The 19075-nt window shown below is 63.4% G+C and carries 22 protein-coding genes; 8 read left to right on the top strand and 14 right to left on the bottom strand.

The window, feature by feature from the left end; all coding sequences use genetic code 11:
* Positions 1–50: 50 nt before the first annotated feature.
* The 4 genes from RBA40_RS26065 to RBA40_RS26050 all read left to right on the top strand — a co-directional run bounded on the left by RBA40_RS26065 (position 51) and on the right by RBA40_RS26050 (position 4401).
* On the top strand, positions 51–269 hold the full coding sequence (locus tag RBA40_RS26065) for a hypothetical protein (protein WP_306651140.1): 219 nt from the start codon (positions 51–53) through the stop codon (positions 267–269).
* Positions 270–369: 100 nt separating this feature from the next.
* A complete protein-coding gene (locus tag RBA40_RS26060; protein WP_306651139.1) occupies positions 370–579 on the top strand; it encodes a hypothetical protein in 210 nt (69 codons plus the stop codon).
* 199 nt (positions 580–778) lie between these two features.
* The gene (gene mutS, locus RBA40_RS26055; protein ID WP_306651137.1) at positions 779–3448 is read left to right on the top strand and encodes a DNA mismatch repair protein MutS; all 2670 of its coding nucleotides are present in this window, start codon (positions 779–781) and stop codon (positions 3446–3448) included.
* Positions 3445–4401, top strand: coding sequence for a hypothetical protein (locus RBA40_RS26050; protein ID WP_306651135.1), 957 nt, complete (start codon positions 3445–3447; stop codon positions 4399–4401). Before mutS ends, RBA40_RS26050 begins: the two co-directional genes overlap by 4 nt.
* An 83-nt stretch (positions 4402–4484) precedes the next feature.
* Here the strand turns inward: RBA40_RS26050 and RBA40_RS26045 are convergent, their stop codons facing one another.
* Positions 4485–5030 carry an FKBP-type peptidyl-prolyl cis-trans isomerase gene (locus RBA40_RS26045; RefSeq protein WP_206089651.1) on the bottom strand — a complete coding sequence of 182 codons (546 nt, stop codon included), beginning with the start codon at positions 5028–5030 and terminating at the stop codon, positions 4485–4487.
* 79 nt (positions 5031–5109) lie between these two features.
* Here RBA40_RS26045 and RBA40_RS26040 point away from each other — a divergent pair, with 79 nt between their 5' ends.
* The 3 genes from RBA40_RS26040 (at position 5110) to RBA40_RS26030 (ending at position 7320) form a co-directional block, all read left to right on the top strand.
* Positions 5110–6231: a cupin domain-containing protein gene (locus tag RBA40_RS26040; RefSeq protein ID WP_306651133.1), complete on the top strand. Its 1122-nt coding sequence runs from the start codon at positions 5110–5112 to the stop codon at positions 6229–6231.
* 10 nt (positions 6232–6241) lie between these two features.
* Positions 6242–6721: a DUF7931 domain-containing protein gene (locus tag RBA40_RS26035; protein ID WP_306651131.1), complete on the top strand. Its 480-nt coding sequence runs from the start codon at positions 6242–6244 to the stop codon at positions 6719–6721.
* Between the two features lie 317 nt (positions 6722–7038).
* Entirely contained in the window at positions 7039–7320 is a 282-nt protein-coding gene (locus tag RBA40_RS26030) for a hypothetical protein (RefSeq protein ID WP_099875822.1), read from the top strand.
* A gap of 171 nt (positions 7321–7491) precedes the next feature.
* On the opposite strand, the gene bamC is transcribed toward RBA40_RS26030, so the two are convergent.
* From bamC to RBA40_RS25965, 13 genes are all read right to left on the bottom strand, one after another.
* Positions 7492–8625, bottom strand: a complete 1134-nt coding sequence (bamC, locus tag RBA40_RS26025; protein WP_306651130.1) for an NlpB/DapX family lipoprotein — start codon at positions 8623–8625, stop codon at positions 7492–7494.
* A 97-nt stretch (positions 8626–8722) separates the two neighbouring features.
* Positions 8723–9607, bottom strand: coding sequence for a 4-hydroxy-tetrahydrodipicolinate synthase (dapA, locus tag RBA40_RS26020; RefSeq protein WP_306651129.1), 885 nt, complete (start codon positions 9605–9607; stop codon positions 8723–8725).
* 71 nt (positions 9608–9678) lie between these two features.
* On the bottom strand, positions 9679–10263 hold the full coding sequence (locus tag RBA40_RS26015) for a class I SAM-dependent methyltransferase (RefSeq protein ID WP_306651127.1): 585 nt from the start codon (positions 10261–10263) through the stop codon (positions 9679–9681).
* A gap of 14 nt (positions 10264–10277) precedes the next feature.
* Positions 10278–11480: a tryptophan--tRNA ligase gene (locus RBA40_RS26010; protein ID WP_306651126.1), complete on the bottom strand. Its 1203-nt coding sequence runs from the start codon at positions 11478–11480 to the stop codon at positions 10278–10280.
* A 3-nt stretch (positions 11481–11483) separates the two neighbouring features.
* Entirely contained in the window at positions 11484–12248 is a 765-nt protein-coding gene (locus RBA40_RS26005) for a site-2 protease family protein (RefSeq protein ID WP_306651125.1), read from the bottom strand.
* Positions 12249–12309: 61 nt separating this feature from the next.
* Entirely contained in the window at positions 12310–12945 is a 636-nt protein-coding gene (locus RBA40_RS26000) for an L-threonylcarbamoyladenylate synthase (protein ID WP_306651124.1), read from the bottom strand.
* A complete protein-coding gene (gene htpX / locus RBA40_RS25995) occupies positions 12942–13826 on the bottom strand; it encodes a protease HtpX (protein ID WP_306651123.1) in 885 nt (294 codons plus the stop codon). The genes RBA40_RS26000 and htpX overlap by 4 nt, the downstream gene beginning before the upstream one ends.
* Before the next feature lie 172 nt (positions 13827–13998).
* Positions 13999–14832, bottom strand: coding sequence for a 3',5'-nucleoside bisphosphate phosphatase (locus RBA40_RS25990; protein WP_306651121.1), 834 nt, complete (start codon positions 14830–14832; stop codon positions 13999–14001).
* 117 nt (positions 14833–14949) lie between these two features.
* The gene (locus RBA40_RS25985) at positions 14950–15825 is read right to left on the bottom strand and encodes an alpha/beta fold hydrolase (RefSeq protein ID WP_306651119.1); all 876 of its coding nucleotides are present in this window, start codon (positions 15823–15825) and stop codon (positions 14950–14952) included.
* Positions 15826–15932: 107 nt separating this feature from the next.
* Positions 15933–16448, bottom strand: a complete 516-nt coding sequence (locus tag RBA40_RS25980) for an RES family NAD+ phosphorylase (protein WP_306651118.1) — start codon at positions 16446–16448, stop codon at positions 15933–15935.
* A 45-nt stretch (positions 16449–16493) separates the two neighbouring features.
* Positions 16494–16955: an Xre family toxin-antitoxin system antitoxin gene (locus RBA40_RS25975; protein ID WP_306651117.1), complete on the bottom strand. Its 462-nt coding sequence runs from the start codon at positions 16953–16955 to the stop codon at positions 16494–16496.
* Between the two features lie 49 nt (positions 16956–17004).
* Positions 17005–17163: a hypothetical protein gene (locus RBA40_RS25970; RefSeq protein WP_306651116.1), complete on the bottom strand. Its 159-nt coding sequence runs from the start codon at positions 17161–17163 to the stop codon at positions 17005–17007.
* Positions 17164–17211: 48 nt separating this feature from the next.
* Positions 17212–18360 (bottom strand): hypothetical protein, encoded by a 1149-nt coding sequence (locus tag RBA40_RS25965; protein WP_306651114.1) that lies wholly within the window; start codon positions 18358–18360, stop codon positions 17212–17214.
* A gap of 190 nt (positions 18361–18550) precedes the next feature.
* Here RBA40_RS25965 and RBA40_RS25960 point away from each other — a divergent pair, with 190 nt between their 5' ends.
* Complete coding sequence (locus RBA40_RS25960; RefSeq protein WP_099875800.1) at positions 18551–19075, top strand: gamma carbonic anhydrase family protein; 525 nt, start codon at positions 18551–18553, stop codon at positions 19073–19075.

Below are 19075 nucleotides of genomic sequence, written 5' to 3'. Positions count from 1 at the left end.
GGCTGTTTGATAATAGCGTCGGAAGGACGTCATCACACACGGAGGCTATCATGGCCCGTAAGCCGCATAAACACATCAACTTGGCTAAGGAAAACAATGAAAAAGCGCTCAACGACGCGGCACCTGCACCGCTGGCTTGCGCCGGGTTCAGCGAACTGACCGTTTGCGCGCTTCAAGAAAACGCAAAGCGGGCGCGCGTCACGCCACCGCGCCCCTTGTCGAAAGGAGACTTCGCGCGGCTCCTGGATGAAGCGCAAGATGCCGCTTGATAGCTTATCCGAGTATTGCTCAGTTTGACATTTCTGGCCCAGTTTTTCGCACCAGCTCAACAAACTGAAATTTGACGACCTGGCAGTTTACAGGCGCGTGTTGCAAGCGCTGCAAAGTCATACCGGAACGCCCTGGAGCCAGTTTGCCAGCGCCGCAGCTGTCGATTTCTACGAGACCTCGTTCGACGGGTCGTACACCATCATCGGATTTAATTTACTAAATGGCCGGGTGAGACTGGCGGCGCAGATCATCGATGACGTGATCGTGATTGGCGCCTTTCACAAGCCAATCATTCATGTTGACGCCTGATCCCGCGTTCTCCTGACCGAATGCCCCTCCCCGATTTTCTCCGATGGTCGCTCCAACGCCGTGATTCGTTCGGAATCGTCGCGCCTTACCCTGCACCTCTGCACGAAAGCGGTAAAATGGCGCCCTTACTATAAACGCAGCGCCGCGTCGCACCCTGGCGGGCAACTTAAGACCTGCCGGCCTCAACGACAAAGAACACATGACCACACCCCCGACCGAAATCAACGCCGCCGCCATCAAGAACGGCGCGACCGAAAAGCACACGCCGATGATGCAGCAATATCTGCGCATCAAGGCCGAGTACCCGACCATGCTGGTCTTCTACCGCATGGGCGACTTCTATGAGCTGTTCCACGACGACGCCGAAAAAGCGGCGCGCATCCTCGGCATCACCCTGACCGCGCGCGGCGCCTCGAACGGCAACCCGATCAAGATGTGCGGCATCCCGTTCCACTCGCTGGACCCGTACCTGGCCAAACTGGTCAAACTCGGCGAGTCATGCGCCATCTGCGAACAGATTGGCGACCCGGCCACCAGCAAGGGCCCGGTCGAGCGCAAGGTCATGCGCGTGGTCACCCCCGGCACCCTGACCGACGCCGACCTGCTGCCCGAAAAAGCCGAACGCCCGCTGCTGGCCATGTGCATGATCAGCCAGCGCAAGGTCGTCACCACGGGCCTGGCATGGCTGTCGCTGGCCAGCGGCGGCCTGAAACTGATGGAATTCTCGGGCGACAGCCGCACCGTCGGCCTGCGCCTGCAGCAGGAACTCGAACGCATCGCCCCGGCCGAAATCCTGCGCAGTGACGGTAGCGGCGCCGAGCTGTTCGAAGACGACGGCACCGCCCACACCCAGCGCGTGCCGGACTGGCATTTCGATGTCGTGGGCGGCCACAAGGCCCTGCTCGACCAGCTGGGCGTGGCCACCCTCACCGGTTTCGGCGCCGATGGCCTGGGCGCCGCGTTCGGCGCGGCCGGCGCGCTGCTGCGCTACGCCCAGTCGACCCAGGGCCGCGGCCTGCAGCATGTGCGCAGCCTGTCGACCGAAACCGAGAACGAATTCATCGGGCTCGATGCCGCCACCCGCCGCAACCTGGAACTGACCGAAACCATCCGCGGCCAGGAGTCGCCCACCCTCTTCTCGCTGCTCGACCACTGCCGCACGGCGATGGGTTCACGCCTGCTGCGCCACTGGCTGCACCATGCGCGGCGCGACCAGAACGTGGCACGCGCACGCCATGCGGCCATCGCCGCGCTGGCCCAGAGCGACGCCGCCGGCGCGCTGTCGGCCACCCTGGCCGACGTGCCGGACATCGAACGCATCACCACGCGCATCGCGCTGCTCTCGGCCCGCCCGCGCGACCTGGCCAGCCTGCGCGACGGCCTGCGCCAGCTGCCGGCCTTGCGCCACTCGGTGCAGCAAGCCTTCACCGCGGGGGAAGAAAGCCTGCTCTCGACCATCCACGACGCGCTGGCCACGCCCGCCATCTGCCTCGACCTGCTCGAACGCGCGGTCGCTCCGGAACCGGCGGCCATGGTGCGCGACGGCGGCGTGTTCGCACGCGGCTTCGATGCGGAACTCGACGAACTGCGCGGCCTGTCCGAAAACGCCGGCCAGTTCCTGGTCGACCTTGAAACGCGCGAGCGCGCCCGCACCGGCATCGCCAACCTGCGTGTCGAGTACAACAAGGTGCACGGCTTCTACATCGAGGTCACGCACGGCCAGACCGACAAGGTGCCGGACGATTACCGCCGCCGCCAGACCCTGAAAAACGCCGAGCGCTACATCACGCCGGAACTGAAGGTCTTCGAGGACAAGGCCCTGTCGGCGCAAGACAAGGCGCTGGTGCGCGAAAAAATCCTGTACGACCAGCTGCTGGCCGACCTGGCGCCGCACATCGGCACCCTGCAAACCATTTCGCAGGGCCTGGCGCAGCTCGACACCCTGACCGCGCTGGCCACCCACGCGCTGCAGCACAACTGGTGCGCGCCGCAACTGGTGGGCGAGCCCTGCCTGGTCATCTGCGAAGGCCGCCACCCGGTGGTGGAAAAGCAGATCGAACGCTTCATCGCCAACGACTGCAAGTTCAACGACGAACGCCGCCTGCTGCTGATCACGGGCCCGAACATGGGCGGTAAATCGACCTTCATGCGCCAGGTGGCCTTGATCACGCTGCTGGCCTACATCGGCAGCTACGTGCCGGCCGCCAGCGCGACCATCGGCCCGATCGACCGCATCTTCACCCGCATCGGCGCCACCGACGACCTGGCCGGCGGGCGCTCGACCTTCATGGTGGAGATGACGGAATCGGCGGCGATCCTCAACGGCGCCACCGCGCAGTCGCTGGTGCTGATGGATGAAGTGGGACGCGGCACCTCGACCTTCGACGGCCTGGCGCTGGCCTGGGCCATCGCACGCCACCTGATCGACACGAGCCGCAGCTTCACCCTGTTCGCGACCCATTATTTCGAACTGACCCAGCTGCCCGAAAGCCACCCGAGCGCGGCCAACGTGCACCTGTCGGCGGTCGAACACAAGGACAGCATCGTCTTCCTGCACGCGGTGCAGGCCGGACCGGCCTCGCAGAGCTACGGCTTGCAGGTGGCGCAACTGGCCGGCGTGCCGCAGGCGGTGATCAAGGCCGCGCGCAAGCACCTGGCGCGGCTCGAATCGCAGGCACTCGACACCACGCCGCAGCTCGACCTGTTCGCGCTGCCGTGCGTGGAACCGGACGACGCGGAGCCGGCCGGCGCGCACGATACGGCGGCCGATGCCCTGCACGACGCGCTGGCCGCCATCGACCCCGACGCCCTGACCCCGCGCGAAGCGCTTGAGCAGTTGTACCAGCTCAAGCGCCTGGCCACGCCATGATGCGCAGCGCACCACTTGCCGCGCTCCTGTGCGCCGCCCTGCTCGCGGTGCAGGCCGATGCCGCCGCCGCGCAGGCCCGCGCGGCGGCCGTGAAGGGACCGGCACCCTACCAGTTCGCCATCATCGGCCACCGCTTCACCGACGGCGGCGGCGACGCCCAGCTCGAGCAAGCCATCGCCGCCAGCGACGATGGCGCGGTCGCCTTCGTGGTCGCCACCGGCATCAAGGGCGAGCGCGAGCCGTGCAGCGACGAGTTGTACACGCAGCGGCGCGACCTGTTCGCGCAGGCGCGCCGGCCGATGATCGTGGCGCCGGCCGCCAGCGACTGGAGCGGCTGCATGAATGCCGCCGGCAGCCAGCTGGCGGTGGACCGCCTGAACCGCATGCGCGAGTTGTTCTATCCCGACGCCGAGTCGCTCGGCAAGCGCACCTTGCCCTTGCTGCGCCTGTCGAGCAGTTCGCAGTTCCGCAGCTACGCCGAGAACGCGCACTGGATCGTCGGGAACGTGCTGTATGCGACCATGAATCTGCCGTCCGATAACAATCACTACCGACCCGAGGCGGGTCGCAACAGCGAGTTCGAGGACCGCGCCGTGGCCAACCGCTTCTGGCTCAAGCGCCTGTTCGGCACGGCCCAGCGCAAAAAGCTCGACGCGCTGGTGCTGTTTACCGAAGGGAACCTGAAGGCGCACAGCGACAAACCGGGCCTGCTGTCCATGCTGGGGTCAAACGACAGCCGCGAGGACGGCTATGCGGCGGCGCGCCAGCAGGTGGTGACGCTGGCGCAAAAATTCGCGGGGAAGGTGCTGCTGGTCGATACCGCCGCGCCAGCGGGACCGGCACCGGCGATTGCCTGGCGTGGCAACCTGGGACATGTGAGCGTGGGTTCGAGCGTGCTGCGCATGCGCGTGGCGCCAGGCAGCGAGAAGATGTTCCTGCTTCAGAAACCGTAAAACGGACGCGGTGCCGGGCCTGGGCCGCGGCACCGCGCAGATACAGATGTCAGGCGGCCGCCGGCCGCCCTGCATGCCAGGTTTTAATGCACGGGGTGGCTGCGGAAGTGGTCGCCCTCTTCGCCGTCATCATCCTCGTCGTCGTGGTCGTGGCCATGCGCGCCGTGCACGTGGCCGTGCGCGATCTCGACATCGAGTGCGTCGCGCACGTCGGTCACTTCCAGTTCGAAGCGCAGCGCCATGCCGGCCAGCGGGTGATTGCCGTCGAGGACAACCTTGTCGTCGGCGATGTCGGTGACGGTGAAGATCATTGCTTCTTCGGAGCCGTCCGGGCCGTCGGGCATGCCTTCGAACTGCATGCCGACTTCGAGCGGCTCCGGCAGGCGCTCGCGCGCTTCGACCTTGACCAGCGAGGAGTCGTAGTCGCCGAACGCATCGTCCGGCTCGATCTGCAGGACGCAGGCATAGCCCGTTTCCTTGCCATCGAGTTCTTCTTCAATCTTCGGCAGGGTATTCTCATAGCCGCCGTGAAGATAGACCATCGGCTTGCTGCCGTCTTCGATCAGATTGTTCTGCGCGTCGGACAATTTGTATTTGACCGTTACGACCGTGTTTTTGGCAATCTTCATAGTGCTTCCTTTCAGTGTGTACTGGCGGATTATACCTCCCCGCCGCCTTGCCCTGTTTCGGACTTGGTTATAATGTCGCATGAAAAAATTAACGCTCTTGGGCGATATCACGCCCGCCCAGTTTTTACGCGATTACTGGCACAAGAAACCGCTCTTGATCCGCCAGGCGATCCCCGGCTTCAAGCCGCTGCTCAAGCTCGATGCCCTGGCCGCGCTCGCCAAGCTGAACCATGTCGAATCGCGCCTGATCACCCAGGTCGACGGCGAGTGGGACATGCAGCACGGCCCGCTGACTGAATTGCCGCCACGCACGCAGCGCGAATGGACCATGCTGGTGCAGGGCGCCAACCTGGCCGACAAGGGCGCCGACGCGCTGCTGCGCCAGTTCCGTTTCATTCCGGACGCGCGCCTGGACGACCTGATGATCAGCTACGCCACCGATGGCGGCGGGGTCGGCCCGCACTTCGACTCCTACGATGTGTTCCTGTTGCAGGCGCACGGCAAGCGGCGCTGGCGCATCGGCGCGCAAAAGGACTTGTCGCTGGTCGAAGGCAAGCCGCTCAAGATCCTCAAGCACTTCAAGCCGCAGGAAGAATTCCTGCTTGAACCGGGCGACATGCTGTACCTGCCGCCCCACTACGCGCACGATGGCGTGGCCGAGGGCGAGTGCATGACGTACTCGATCGGTTTCCGTTCGCCGTCCTATCAGGAACTGGGCGAAGCGTTCCTGCAATTCATGGCCGACTCGATCGACCTGCCGGGCCGCTATGCCGATCCGGACCTGGAAGTGGCCAAGAACCCGGCCGAAATCCCGCGCAACATGCTGGCGGCGATCAATGAAGAAATGAACAAGGTGCGCTTCACCGAAGAAGACGTGACGATTTTCGTCGGCGAGCACATGTCCGAACCGAAGCACAATGTGTTCTTCACCGGCCCGGCCAAACCGCTGACGATGGGACGCTTCGCCGAGACTGCCGCCAAGCGCGGCGTGGTGCTCTCGCTCAAGTCGCAGATGCTGTATCGTGGCAAGCACGTATTCATCAACGGCGAATCGTTCGCCGTCGGCCGCGCCGACAAGGCCGTGCTCGACGTGCTGGCCAACGAGCGCGCCCTGCCCGGCGCCGCCTTGGCTGGCGCGTCCGACGATGTGATGGAAGCGCTGTACACCTGGTACCAGGATGGATGGATTGAACTCGCCTAAAGGAATTGCCATGACCGACGCCACCGCACTGCCGTTCAACTCGCACGCCGAATTCGAGGCGCAGCTACGCGACTGCCTGGGGCGGGCGCGGTCCACCTTGCAATTGTTCGATCCGGATTTTTCGGTCTTTCCGCTTGGCGGCACCGAGACCGATGCCGCACTGCGGCATTTCCTGGCCGGCGGTGGCGCCATCCAGATCGCCATGCATCGGAGCGCCTATATCGAACGCCACTATCCGCGCTTCCTGCGCCTGCTGCGCGAGTTCAACCACAAGATCGAGGCCCGCGCCACGCCCCGTTCGCTGCATCACCTGACCGATTCCTTCTGCATCGCGGACGGCATGCATATCGTGCGCCGCTTTCACAGCGACCACATGCGCGGTGAAGCCGCCTTCGATACGCCGCAGGCGACCGAACTGAGCCAGGAAAGATTTTCGGGAATCTGGATGGAGGCGGTTTCAACGTTACATCCGACCACGACTGGTTTGTAAGGGTTTGTAAGGCCCGAAACGGCGGCGTCAGAATATAAATCGGAGATGCAGCAAATTGGCCGATGAAATGAGCACAAAGATGCCTTTTATCACAACATGAATGTTGCCAGTTCGCAAAAAGCTTCCATAAAAGCATCTTCCCGCTATTGCGGAGCACCAAATTTAGCTATAATATCGGGTTAGGAAGTTTCCGTTGTCTGTCAAGCACCATTACAGGTTCGAAAGCTAACGAGAATTCCCTAACGAGCGATAATTACCGGTAATTATTCATCGCAACATACGTAGTCATAATTTAGTGAATTAATTAAGGAAAACCCATGAAAAAATCTTTGCTGATCGTCTCCCTGTTGGCTGTTGCCCTGGCTGCTTGCACCAAAAAAGAACCAGAAGCAGTTGTTACCCCAACCCCAGTTGTGGAAACCCCAGCAGCGGTTACCCCACCAGCAGCTCCAGTTGACGCTCCAGTTCCAGCAGCAACCGAAGCCGCTAACGCAGCAGCTACCGCTGCTTCGGCCGCTTCCGTAGCAGCTGACGCTGCTGCTGCCGCATCGGTTGCCGCATCGACCGCAGCTTCGGCTGCTGCATCGGCTGCCAAGTAATCAGCACGATTTGAAAGACCGGCCTGCGGGCCGGTTTTTTTTCGCCTACGGATTTGCATGCCGGGGCTGTGCCTGCGGCCCGTCGTTCCCGACCAAGCCGGCATCGCGCGAGAAGTTGCATGGACGTAAAAAAACCGGCCTCGGCCGGTTTTTTTATTGCTGCGTCGAACCTTACTTCAATTCGTCGCTCAGCAGTTTCAGGATCTTGGCACCGGTCGGCGACGTTTCCGCCTTGCCGTCGTTGCTCTGTACCGCCACCTTGCTCACCGTCGCACCCGCTTCGGACTTGACCGTCACGCGGAAGCGCTGCGCTTCCTTGGCTTTGTCGGAGGATGCGCCAAAGCTGAACAGCTTGCTCAGGAAACCGTCCTTGTCGGCCAGGTCGGGATCGACGTAGCGCACGAAATACACGCCCTGCACGCGGTCGCGGTCTTCCACCGTGAAGCCGACCCGGTCCAGCGCCAGGCCAACCCGGCGCCAGGCGCGGTCGAAACCTTCGGCCACTTCCACCGTATCGCCCACCAGCTTGGCGTTCTGGGGAACGGCGACCGCCGCCGCCACGGCCGCTTCGGCCGGCTTGACGTCGGCGATGCCCGACAGCTTGGCCAGCAGGCGGCTCAGGAATTGCGCTTCCAGGCCCGGATCGTTCGGACGCACGGTCCAGGTGGTCGAATCCTTTTGCGAACCGACCAGCACTTCTTCCGCGCCGCGGTGGCTGATGTAGATTTCGGTGCCGTTCGGGGTGCGCTCCAGGCGCGTGCGGAACTTGTCGCGCTCGCCGGTCGAGTACAGCGAATCGAATACCTTGCCGATCGACTGGCGGATGATGTCTTGCGGGATCTTCGAGCGGTTTTCGGCCCAGTCGGTCTCCATGGTGCCGGTGGTGGCCGACTCGCTGATGACGGTGAAGCCCGAATCGGCCCAGAACTGCTTGAGCTGCGGCCACAGCTGCTCCGGCGTCTGGTTCACCACCAGCCAGCGCTGGTTGCCGCTGCGCTCGACCTTGATGCCGTCGCCGCCGGCGACCGCCACCGCCTGCCCGCCCGCCGCCGGCATCGCCGTCGTGCCCTTGGGCTGCTGGTAGGTCGAGGCGCTGGCCACGCCGCGCGTTTCGGGAATACTGTAGCGGTTGTCGCGCTCGAGCTGGGTCAGGTCGGGCGGCACGTCCAGCGACGCCGCTTTCTTGGCGCCGCGGTAATCGAGCTTGTCCTGTTCGATGACGGAACTGATCATGCCGCAGCCGGACAGGCTGACCATCAGCGCCGAAAGCACCAGGGTGCGCGTTGCCGCCGGGGGGACTGCCATGGCCGAGGCCTTGTTAATTGTCTTGCGAATAGTCATGTCGTTACTGGATGAGAAGCTGAAAGGCAGCTGGTGTCTGGGATGATCCGACCCTTGCGGGTCAGGGCTGTGGTAGGACGCCGGCTTCGCGCAGGGCGGCGCGGACCGCGTCGTGGCAGTCTGGCCCCAGCGGCGCCAGGGGCAGGCGGATGCCGTCAGGCATCAGGCCCATTTCCGCCATCGCCCATTTGACCGGGACCGGGTTCGGCTCGATAAACAGTTTCTGGTGCAGCGGCATGACCTTGTCGTTGATCTCGACGGCGCGGGCGATGTCGCCACCCATCGCGGCCACGCACAGTTCGTGCATCGCGCGCGGCGCCACGTTGGCCGTGACCGAAATGTTGCCGGCGCCACCGCACAGCATCAGTGCGATCGCGGTCGGGTCGTCCCCCGAATACACGGCGAACGATTTGTCTACATTGCGCAGCAATTCCAGGCCGCGCCCGATGTTGCCGGTCGCATCCTTGAGGCCGACGATGTTCGGGATGGCGGACAGGCGCACGACGGTGTCGTTGCTCATGTCGGCCACGGTACGGCCCGGCACGTTGTACAAAATGAGCGGCAGGTCGACCGCTTCGGCGATGGCCTTGAAGTGGCGGTACATGCCTTCCTGGGTCGGACGGTTGTAGTAAGGCACCACCACCAGCGCGGCATCGGCCCCGACATCCTTGGCAAATTCGGTCAGCTTGATCGCTTCGGCGGTCGAATTGCCACCGGTGCCGGCAATGATCGGAATGCGGCCCTTGGCATGTTCGACGGCCAGCTTGACCAGTTCGCAGTGTTCCTCGACGCTGACGGTGGCCGATTCGCCCGTGGTGCCGACGATGACGATGCCATCGGTACCCTCGGCGATGTGCCAGTCGATCAGCTTGCGCAGGCCCGGATGGTCCAGACTGCCGTCTGCATGCATCGGGGTGACGATTGCTACTATGCTGCCCTTGATCATATGTAGGTAACTATGCTGGTAAGTAAAAGCCTGATTGTAGCGGATCGTCCGCCGGAATGGTTCATTGTTGACTAGAATCGCGCTTCGGTCGGCGCCGCGCCGCCGTCCAGACGGGCATCGGCGCGCGCAAAATCGGCCCCGGCGGCGCACAGGCGCTGCACCATGGCCGCCTTGGGCACGCTGGTAAATCCGTCTTCGAACGCCAGCACGCGCAGCTGATGGGCCGCCGCCTGGCGCAGCAGCTCGCCTTCGTGCAGCAAAAAGGCGGGATTGCTCGGGCGGCCGAATTCTTCATTTCCGCATGCAAACGTTTCATAGATCAGCAAGCCGCCCGCGGCCAGGCTGCGCACCAGCGCGGGAATGAGCGGCCGGTGCAGGTAATTGGTCACCACGATCACGGCAAAGCGCCCTTCCTCGAAAGGCCAGGCCAGGGTGCCGTCTTCGAGGTCGAACTGCAGCGTGGTGATGCCCTCGCCCGCCGCGGCGGCCAGTGCATCGGGGTCGCGGTCGAGCGCGAGCACCGGGTGGCCGAGCGCGGCCAGCAGGCGCGCGTGGCGGCCAGTGCCGCAGGCCAGGTCGAGCGCCTCGCCGCGCGGCGCCAGCGGTGCGAAGCGGGCGATCCAGGCGGATGCGTCGGAGTGGAGTGTGTCGGTCATCAGGAATTCCTTTATCAAGTGTAAGCCAGGCCCATCGCTTCGCGCACATCGCGCATCGTTTCCTGCGCCAGCTTGCGCGCCGTTTCGCAGCCATCGGCCACGATGGCGCGCACCAGCGAGGGGTCGTCCAGGTATTGCTGGGCACGTTCGTGCATCGGTTCCTGTTCCTTGACGATGGCGTCGATCACCGGCTGCTTGCATTCGATGCAGCCGATGCCGGCCGTGGTGCAGCCCTTGACCACCGAGTCGCGGGTTGCTTCGTCGGAATAAACTTCGTGCAATTGCCACACCGGGCATGTGCGCGGATCGCCGGGGTCGGTACGGCGCACGCGCGCCGGATCGGTCGGCATGGTGCGCACCTTCTTGACCACCGACTCCTTGTCTTCGCGCAGGGAAATAGCGTTGCCGTAACTTTTAGACATTTTACGCCCGTCCAGCCCGGGCAGGCGCGATGCCACCGTCAGCTTGGCCTGCGGCTCGACCAGGATCAGCTTGCGGCTGCCTTCCAGGTAGCCGAACAGCCGCTCGCGGTCGATCATCGACAGGCTTTGGGCATCGCCCAGCATGGCATGGGCTTGCTCCAGCGCATCGTCCTTGCCATCCTGCTGGTACGCGGTGCGCAGTTCCAGGTACAGCCGGGCGCGCTTGCTGCCGAGCTTCTTGACCGCTTCCATGGCCTTTTCCTCGAAGCCTTTTTCCTTGCCATACATATGATTGAAGCGGCGCGCGATCTCGCGCATCATTTCGATGTGCGGCACCTGGTCGTCGCCCACCGGCACCTGGGTCGCGCGGTAGATCAGCACGTCGGCCGCCTGCAACAGCGGGTAGCCCAGAAAGCCATAGGTGGCCAGATCCTTACTGCTGAGGTTATCGATCTGGTCCTTGTAGGTCGGCACCCGTTCGAGCCAGCCGAGCGGCGTGGCCATCGACAGCAGCAGGTGCAGTTCCGCATGCTCGGGCACGCGCGACTGGATGAACAGGGTCGCCTGCGAGGGGTCGATCCCGGCCGCCAGCCAGTCGACCAGCATGTCCCAGGTGCTGCGCTCGATGATCGTGGGGTCGTCGTAATGCGTGGTCAGGGCGTGCCAGTCGGCCACGAAAAACAGGCAGGGCTGTTGCGACTGCATCCTGATCCAGTTTTTCAGGGCGCCGTGGTAATGGCCAAGATGCATGGTGCCTGTCGGGCGCATACCGGAAACAACACGATCTGGGTACATGAATTAACTCAGGAGAAAATAAAAGGGAGAGGCAACCTTGGAAAATGCCGCAATCGCGATCGTCATCGCCCTGGACAGGAAGCTGTCGAGCACATGCAGGCGCATCAGCAGGATGAAGGCCGCGAAAATGAGCACATCGATCACGGCGACATCGTTCATGAGGCGAATCATGCGTTTGGGCAAAGCTGCCAGCATGCCGGACGGCAGCAGCGATGCCAGGGTCCGTCCGCCGTCCGGCGGCACGGCCGGCAGCCAGCGCAGCACGCGCTCAGGCAGCACGCTGGCCAGCACGTGGCTGCCGTCGAGCGGCGGGATCGGCAGCAGGTTAAATACCATCATGACCGCGTTGACGCTCACCCCGGCGCGCACCATGTCGTACCAGAAGCGCTCGCTGACGCCGGCCACCGCCAGCAGGATGCCGATGATGCTCCAGGCCACGCCCATGGCGAAATTGGCCGCCGGGCCGGCCAGGGCCACGAAGGCCATGTGTTTTTTGGGATTGCGCAGCTTGTCGAACTCGACCGGGACCGGCTTGGCGTAACCGAAGGGCAACTGGATCAGCCAGTACAGCACCAGCGGCAACACCACGGTGCCGAAGGGGTCGATGTGACGCAGTGGATTGATGCTCAGGCGACCTTCGTTGGCCGCGGTCGGATCGCCGAAATACCGGGCCACGTAGCCGTGCCCCACTTCATGCAGCGAAATGGCGAACAGGACCGGAATCGCGAACACTAGCAGTGCCTGGACGGTCTGGTGAGTGCTATTCATCGGACGATTCTAGCAGAGCGGGCACGCGGCCCTGGCGCTGTCCCGGGGGCCGCGGGGCGGGTCAAAGGCCGAACACGGCGGCGTCGCCGCGGCCCTGGCGCACCAGCACGACGTCGTCGCCGGTCAGGTCGATCACGGTGGTCGGTTCGAGCGAGCAGGCGCCGCCGTCGACGATCAGGTCGACCTGCTTGTCGATGCGCTCGCGGATGCTGTCGGCGTCGGTCAGCAGTTCGCTGCCTTCGCCGTCCGGGTCGGGCAGGATCAGGGTGGTGCCCAGCAGCGGCTGGCCCAGTTCGGCCAGCAGCGCCTGGGCGATGGCGTTTTCGGGCACGCGCAGGCCGATGGTCTTGCGCGACGGGTGCGACAGGCGGCGCGGCACGATCCGGGTCGCTTCCAGGATCACCGTGTACGGGCCCGGGGTGGCGGCTTTCAACAGGCGGAACTGGCGGTTGTCGACCCGCGCATACACCGCGATCTCGGACAGGTCGCGGCACAGCAAGGTCAGATGGTGTTTTTCATCGATGCCGCGGATGCGGCGCAACTTTTCTACCGCCCCCTTGTCGTCCAGGTGGCACACCAGGGCGTAGCACGAGTCGGTCGGCAGCGCGACAATGCCGCCGCCGTGGATGATCTGGGCGGCCTGCTTGATCAGCCGCGCCTGCGGGTTGTCGGGATGGATTTGAAAGAATTGGCTCATGCGGGCGGCAGGTTGTTGAGGGCGGCGATACGCTCTTCCATGGGCGGGTGGGTCGAGAACAGCGCACCCCAGCCATTGCCGTGGCCGGAAATGCCGAACGCCGACATTTGCGACGGCAAGGCGCCGGGCGCCAGGCCGCCCAGACGCATCAGGGCTTGCTGCATGGGACGCGGGCTGCCCAGCAGCTTGGCCGAGCCGGCGTCGGCGCGGAATTCGCGCTGGCGCGAAAACCAGGCGACGATGATCGAGGCGACCAGGCCGAATACCAGTTCGCACACGAACACGGTGACCATATAGCCGATGCCGGGACCCCGGTCGCTGTTACCGCGCAGCAAAACCTTGTCGACGAAAAAGCCGACGACGCGCGCCAGGAACACCACGAAGGTATTGACCACGCCCTGGATCAGGGTCAGCGTCACCATGTCGCCATTGGCGACGTGGGCCACTTCGTGCCCGAGCACGGCTTCGACTTCGTCGCGGTCCATGCTTTCCAACAAGCCCGTGGAAACGGCGACCAGGGCGGAATTTTTAAACGCGCCGGTGGCAAAGGCATTCGGCGCGCCTTCGTAGACGGCGACCTCGGGCATGCTGATGCCGGCCCGTTCGGCCAGCTTGCGCACGGTATTGACCAGCCACACCTCGTTGGCGTTGACCGGATTGTCGATGACGCGCGCGCCAGTCGACCATTTTGCCATCGTTTTGCTCATCAGCAAGGAAATGAACGACCCGGTGAATCCGACCACGGCCGAAAATACCAGCAGCTGGCCGATATTGATGCCGGACGCACTGACCCCGCGCGCGATGCCGAACACGTTCAGTACCAGCGTCAGGACGAGGATCACGGCAAGGTTGGTGGCAAGGAACAGCAAAACACGCTTCATGGCAAGCCTCCCGGCTTCGACATTAATGAACAGGAAAATAAGATAGGGCTGACCAGGGCAAATACAAGAGCCGCGCCGTTGCCGCCAGGGCAGCAAGGGCGCGTTTTAAGCGTGGTGTAAGCAATGCCGCCAAGCCTTACGGCGAGCCTTACGGCGAGCCTTGCACCCTGCATTAGAACCAGTCGTGCCAGACCGGCTTGACGCTGGACGGCAGCGGCGGTAAGGCCGCGAAATCCACGCGCGACTCGCCCGGCGCATGAAAATCGGTGCCGCGCGAGGCCAGGAAGCCATAACGCCGCGCTTCCTCGGCGTACAGGTGATATTGATCGGGCGTGTGGCTGCCCGTGACAACCTCGATCGCCGTGCCGCCCAGTTGCTTGAATTCATCGAACAACGCGCCCTGCCCCACCATGCCCAGCTTGTAGCGGCCCGGATGGGCGATCACCGGGATGCCGCCGGCGCCGCGAATCCAGCCGACCGCCTGCGTCAGGCTGGCCCAGCGGTGCGGCACGTAGCCGGGCTTGCCTTCGACCAGGTATTTACGGAACACTTCCGGAATATTCGCGCACACGCCGGACTCGACCAGGTAGCGCGCGAAATGGGTGCGCGACATCAGGTCGGGATTGTCGACGAACTTGAGCGCGCCCTCGTAGGCGCCGGGAATGCCCGCCCGCGCCAGCTGGTCGGCCATTTCGCGCCCGCGCGCATCGCGTCCGCTGCGGGTGTCCGCCAGGCCCTGCACCAGGCCGGGATTGTCGGCATCGATCTGCAGGCCGACGATGTGCACGGTGTGGTTGGCCCAGGTGATCGAAATTTCGACGCCCGAGACGAAGTGCATGCCCAGTTCGCCGGCCGCCGCGCGCGCCGCGGCCACGCCGCCGACTTCATCGTGGTCGGTCAGGGCCCACACGTTCACCCCCGCTTTATGCGCGTATTTGGCGACGGCGGCCGGCGCCAGGACGCCGTCGGACACGGTCGAGTGACAATGGAGATCTACATTCAGCATACGCAGGCAACGCTCGGATCGGCAACAGAGTGGGGACAGGCTTTATTGTACGCTGACTGAGCGATTGGCGCGGAGTGTGGCGGAGTGTGGCGGATTGCGCCCCCCAGGCTCCATGCCTTACGCCAGGAATGCCTCCACCATCGCGGCCAGCGCCTCCGGCTGGTCGTGGTGCAGCATATGGCCGGCATCGGCCATCATGCGCGTGGTCACCGTTTTCAAGTGTCCCAGGCGACGGTCGACCTCGATGCGTGCTTCCTCGCGCGGCCCCATCCATTGCCACATATTGGTATCCTCCGCCTCGACCCACAGCACCGGCGCGGTGATGGCCGACCAGCACGCCATCACTTCTTCCACTTGGTAGCCGAGCGGCGTCGGCTTCTTGTGATTCGGGTCGCCCAGGATTTCCCACTCGCCGGCATTGTTCCGGGCCGACCAGTGCTGCGACAAAAACTGCGCGCGTGCGTCCGACAGGCGCGGATTGGTCTTTTGCAGCCTTGCCGCCACCGCCGCCTGGCTCGGATAGGTGCGCAGCGAAGGCGGCTCGCGCATTTCATCGAGCCACTTGGCATAGCGCCGCGGCGCCTTTTCCGGGTTCGACGCGGGCATGCCGAAGCCTTCCAGATTGATCAGGCGGCGCACCCGGGCCGGGCGCGCCCCGGCGTAAATGCCGACCACGTTGCCGCCCATGCTGTGGCCGAGCAGGTTGATTGCCTCGCCCGGCGCGTAATGGTCGACGATGGCATCGAGATCGGCCACGTAGTCGGGGAACCAGTAGGTGTCCGAATGGCTGCGCTCGGTCAGCCCGAAGCCGCGCCAGTCGGGCGAAATGACGTGCCAATCATTCTTGAGGCAATCGACCACGAACTGGAACGAGGCGGACACATCCATCCAGCCATGCACCATGAACAGCTTGGGCGCACCCTCCCTGCCCCAGTGGCGCACGTGGGTACGCAAGCCGCGTACGGTCAGAAATTCGGAACGGGATGGTTTCATGGGACACTCGGCAATAAAAAAGAACGACCGTTCGAATTATACCGGAGAACCTTTTTCGCGTTGCCGCTGGCCTCGGCCGGGGCTGCGGCCAACTAGCACGAGCAGGTTCAGGTAGCGGGTGGATGCAAGCGGGTGTCAACTGCAAACGCCTCTTGGAACGCCTTGGCGACCATCTTGCGGCCTCGTTTGCTATCGAAGATGAGGTTCCAGCTATGTTTTGAAACGACACTCGGCAAGAGTACAAACTCATGTTTGTCCAGCAACGCGTCCCCAAACTGCTGCTGACCAATACTCGGCACGCCTGGGGTAAGCCAGTTCGCGTTTGGCAGATCCAATGGATTGACAACGTGTACACGCGGACCGACGGTCGGATCGATCCGCAGCGACGTCAGTACGTGCGCAACCGTGTCCAAGGTTTTAAATCCTTTGTGAACCGCCACCTCGAGTATCGCTGTCGCGGGGTCGAGCGAGCAGTAAACAACGTATTTGGAACCCGTGACATTCCAGCGGCCGCCGACGCGGAAGGCACCTTCGCCGCTGTCCCATGCGGGCGCGTGCACGGCTTGATCCAGGCGCCAGGCAACCAGGCTTGCATGACCCGAGATGTCCGGTAAAGGTGTCACGCGTAAACGCCGTATTCCAGTCTGGTGAGCAGGTCCTTCACCAGATTAACCCGCACTCGTCGACAGCAAATCAAGTGGACGCCGCCCTTCAAGCGCCAGCGCAGGTTCACCAAGCCACCGAACACCCTCTTCCTTCGATCCGAACACCGCGCTAGCCTGGGTCATCACCTCGGCAAAGTTCCACGCTTTACTGCTTTGTTCGCTGGTAAGGAGCTTGTCCGCAGCGTGCTTGCGCTGCGACGTCCTTTTGCTCATGCCGACAGTTTTTTGAAGAAACTCGGGATTCTTCAATTCAGGAAGACTTTCGATCAGAAAGGTCATGACAGCGTTGGGAAACCCCTCCATGATGAGTACATGAACGTCGAGCTTGGTTTCGATTTTCCGCTTCATCGCCGCTTCGCCGCCCAGAAACATGACGGTTTTTGGGAACTTCGCCAGCTCGCCGGTAGCGATCGATGATTCAGCGACGGCGCGCGCCGGCGTGTCTCGCGCTGATGCTGCCTTCATTGTTGCCTCCCTTTCCCACGACACATGTCATTTCAAAGTATGTCACGTGTCACGCGGAAATCAACCGGACCCGGCCAGGAACCGCAGGACAGGCGGCGCCAGCGTTCCCGTACCCCAAGCAGTTCATGGCCGCTATGTCAACGCCGTCGATCAGCATCACCGCAGTGCCCGTTTCGTCGTCTTCGACGCTGATCAACTGTGCTTTCATGGCCGATATTCCTCCAGGTTGAGTCGCAGCGGAAAAAGGGCGACCCGCTTAATTGGTCCAGTACAAATACCGCAGGAATCCCATGCCGGTATTCGTTTTGCTGGCCTGTTCGGCCATCTCGGGCAGCGGCGAGACCGGATGGGTCTTGTCGATGCGCTGGCAATGGTTGGTCGGCAGCTTGGTGTGGCGGAAAGCGTACAGGGTACCGGCCGCCGCCGGCTGCAGATACACCCTGGCCACATTCAAGCCGGTCCCCTCCGGACACAAGGGCGCCATCGCCGCCAGCATCCCGTTTCCGCCCTGCGCGGCGGGCAACAAGCTGCGGCCTTGCCACAGCGCCGACATTTCCTTGATCATCATGTTCCAACTGGCGAAATCGGCCGTGTCGAGCGGCACCGGGAAGACGGTGTTGGCCTGCTTGGGGTTGCCGATCCACTCTTCGTCGTCATCGGTCTCGGCCAGCACTTCCTGGCGCATCTTGCCCGAGACCAGGAAGCCGTTGCCGATCAACTGGTGCGCCGCCTTGAGCAAGGCCGGCCGCGCCAGGATCACACCGTTATGGTCCTTGGCCAGGTCGAACGCGCGCACATTGGTCAGCAAGCCCTCGATGAAATGATGGTATGCCAGCGACCATAAAATATCGCTCTGGTCGACCCGGATCACGGCGCCGAGATTGTATTCGCGGTCGTAATATTCCTGATCGTTACTCGGGCCGCTCATGCGGAACTCCTGGTGCCCGCGCTTGGGCAGGGCGAACAGGTATTTTTCCCACAGCTTGACCTGGCCATCGCTGTCGAGATCGAGCTCCCACTGCGCCGGTGCCAGGCGCAGCGACTTGCGTTTGCCGAGCTTGATTTGGGCCAACAGCTTGCGCGTGGCGCCCAGTTCGGCGATCACGTAGTCGATTTCCTTGGTCACCTCGACCACGATGGCGTCATTCGACGTACGGTCTTTATGTATCCGCTCGAAGCCACGCGTGCCCCAGGTGACGATCTGGCGCACCAGGGCCGTATCGCGGCAGATGACGGCGGCAATGCGCGCATCGTCATCCTTGGGCACGGCGCCCTTGGCCACCTCGCGGCAGGCGGCGTGGTAGCCGTCGGTGGTGGTGAAATCGGCAGCGCGCGCCGCCGGAGCCGCCAGGGCGGTGGCCAGGGCCAGCGCACCGGCCAGGCGCGAAACAGGGGAAAGTCGCATGAAGCCTCCGCTATAAATGTGTCATAAAAGAAAGCTATCCTACGCGAAACAAATAGTCTTGCGCCGCCCCGCCTTGTGATTAGAAGAAAACCCCCAACCTTCCCTTGACGCGGTGGTAAACCGCCATGCCGCGTCGAAAGCGCCGGGGCGGCGTAAAATAGCGCCATTCCAACGCTTCCCGACATTCAAAATGGCTATCTACCAACTGGGCGAGCATGCGCCCGAGATTCACGCGTCCGCCTACGTCGCCGATTCGGCCAGCCTGATCGGCAAAGTGACGCTGGAGGCCAATACCTCGGTCTGGTCCGGCGTGACCATTCGCGGCGACAACGAGCGCATCACGATTGGCGCCAACAGTAACGTACAGGAAGGCACGGTCATGCACACCGACATGGGCTATCCGCTCACCATCGGCAGCAATGTGACGGTCGGCCACCAAGCCATGCTGCACGGCTGCACGGTGGGCGATGGCTCGCTGATCGGCATCCAGGCCGTGATCCTCAATGGCGCAAAAATCGGCAAGGGTTGCTTGGTCGGCGCCGGTGCGCTGGTGACCGAAGGAAAAGAATTCCCTGACCACTCGCTCATCATCGGCGCCCCGGCCAAGGCCGTGCGCACGCTGAGCGCGGAAGACATCGCGCGTCTCGAAGGCAGCGCCGCCAGCTATGTTGCACGCGGCCAGCTATTCAAGACGCAACTGAAAAAGATCGGATAA

Source organism: Massilia pseudoviolaceinigra, assembly GCF_030846505.1.
GTDB classification, from domain to species: domain Bacteria; phylum Pseudomonadota; class Gammaproteobacteria; order Burkholderiales; family Burkholderiaceae_D; genus Telluria_A; species Telluria_A violaceinigra.
The sequence above is the reverse complement of the archived record's forward strand: the minus strand, read 5'-3'. Positions and strand labels throughout refer to the sequence as shown.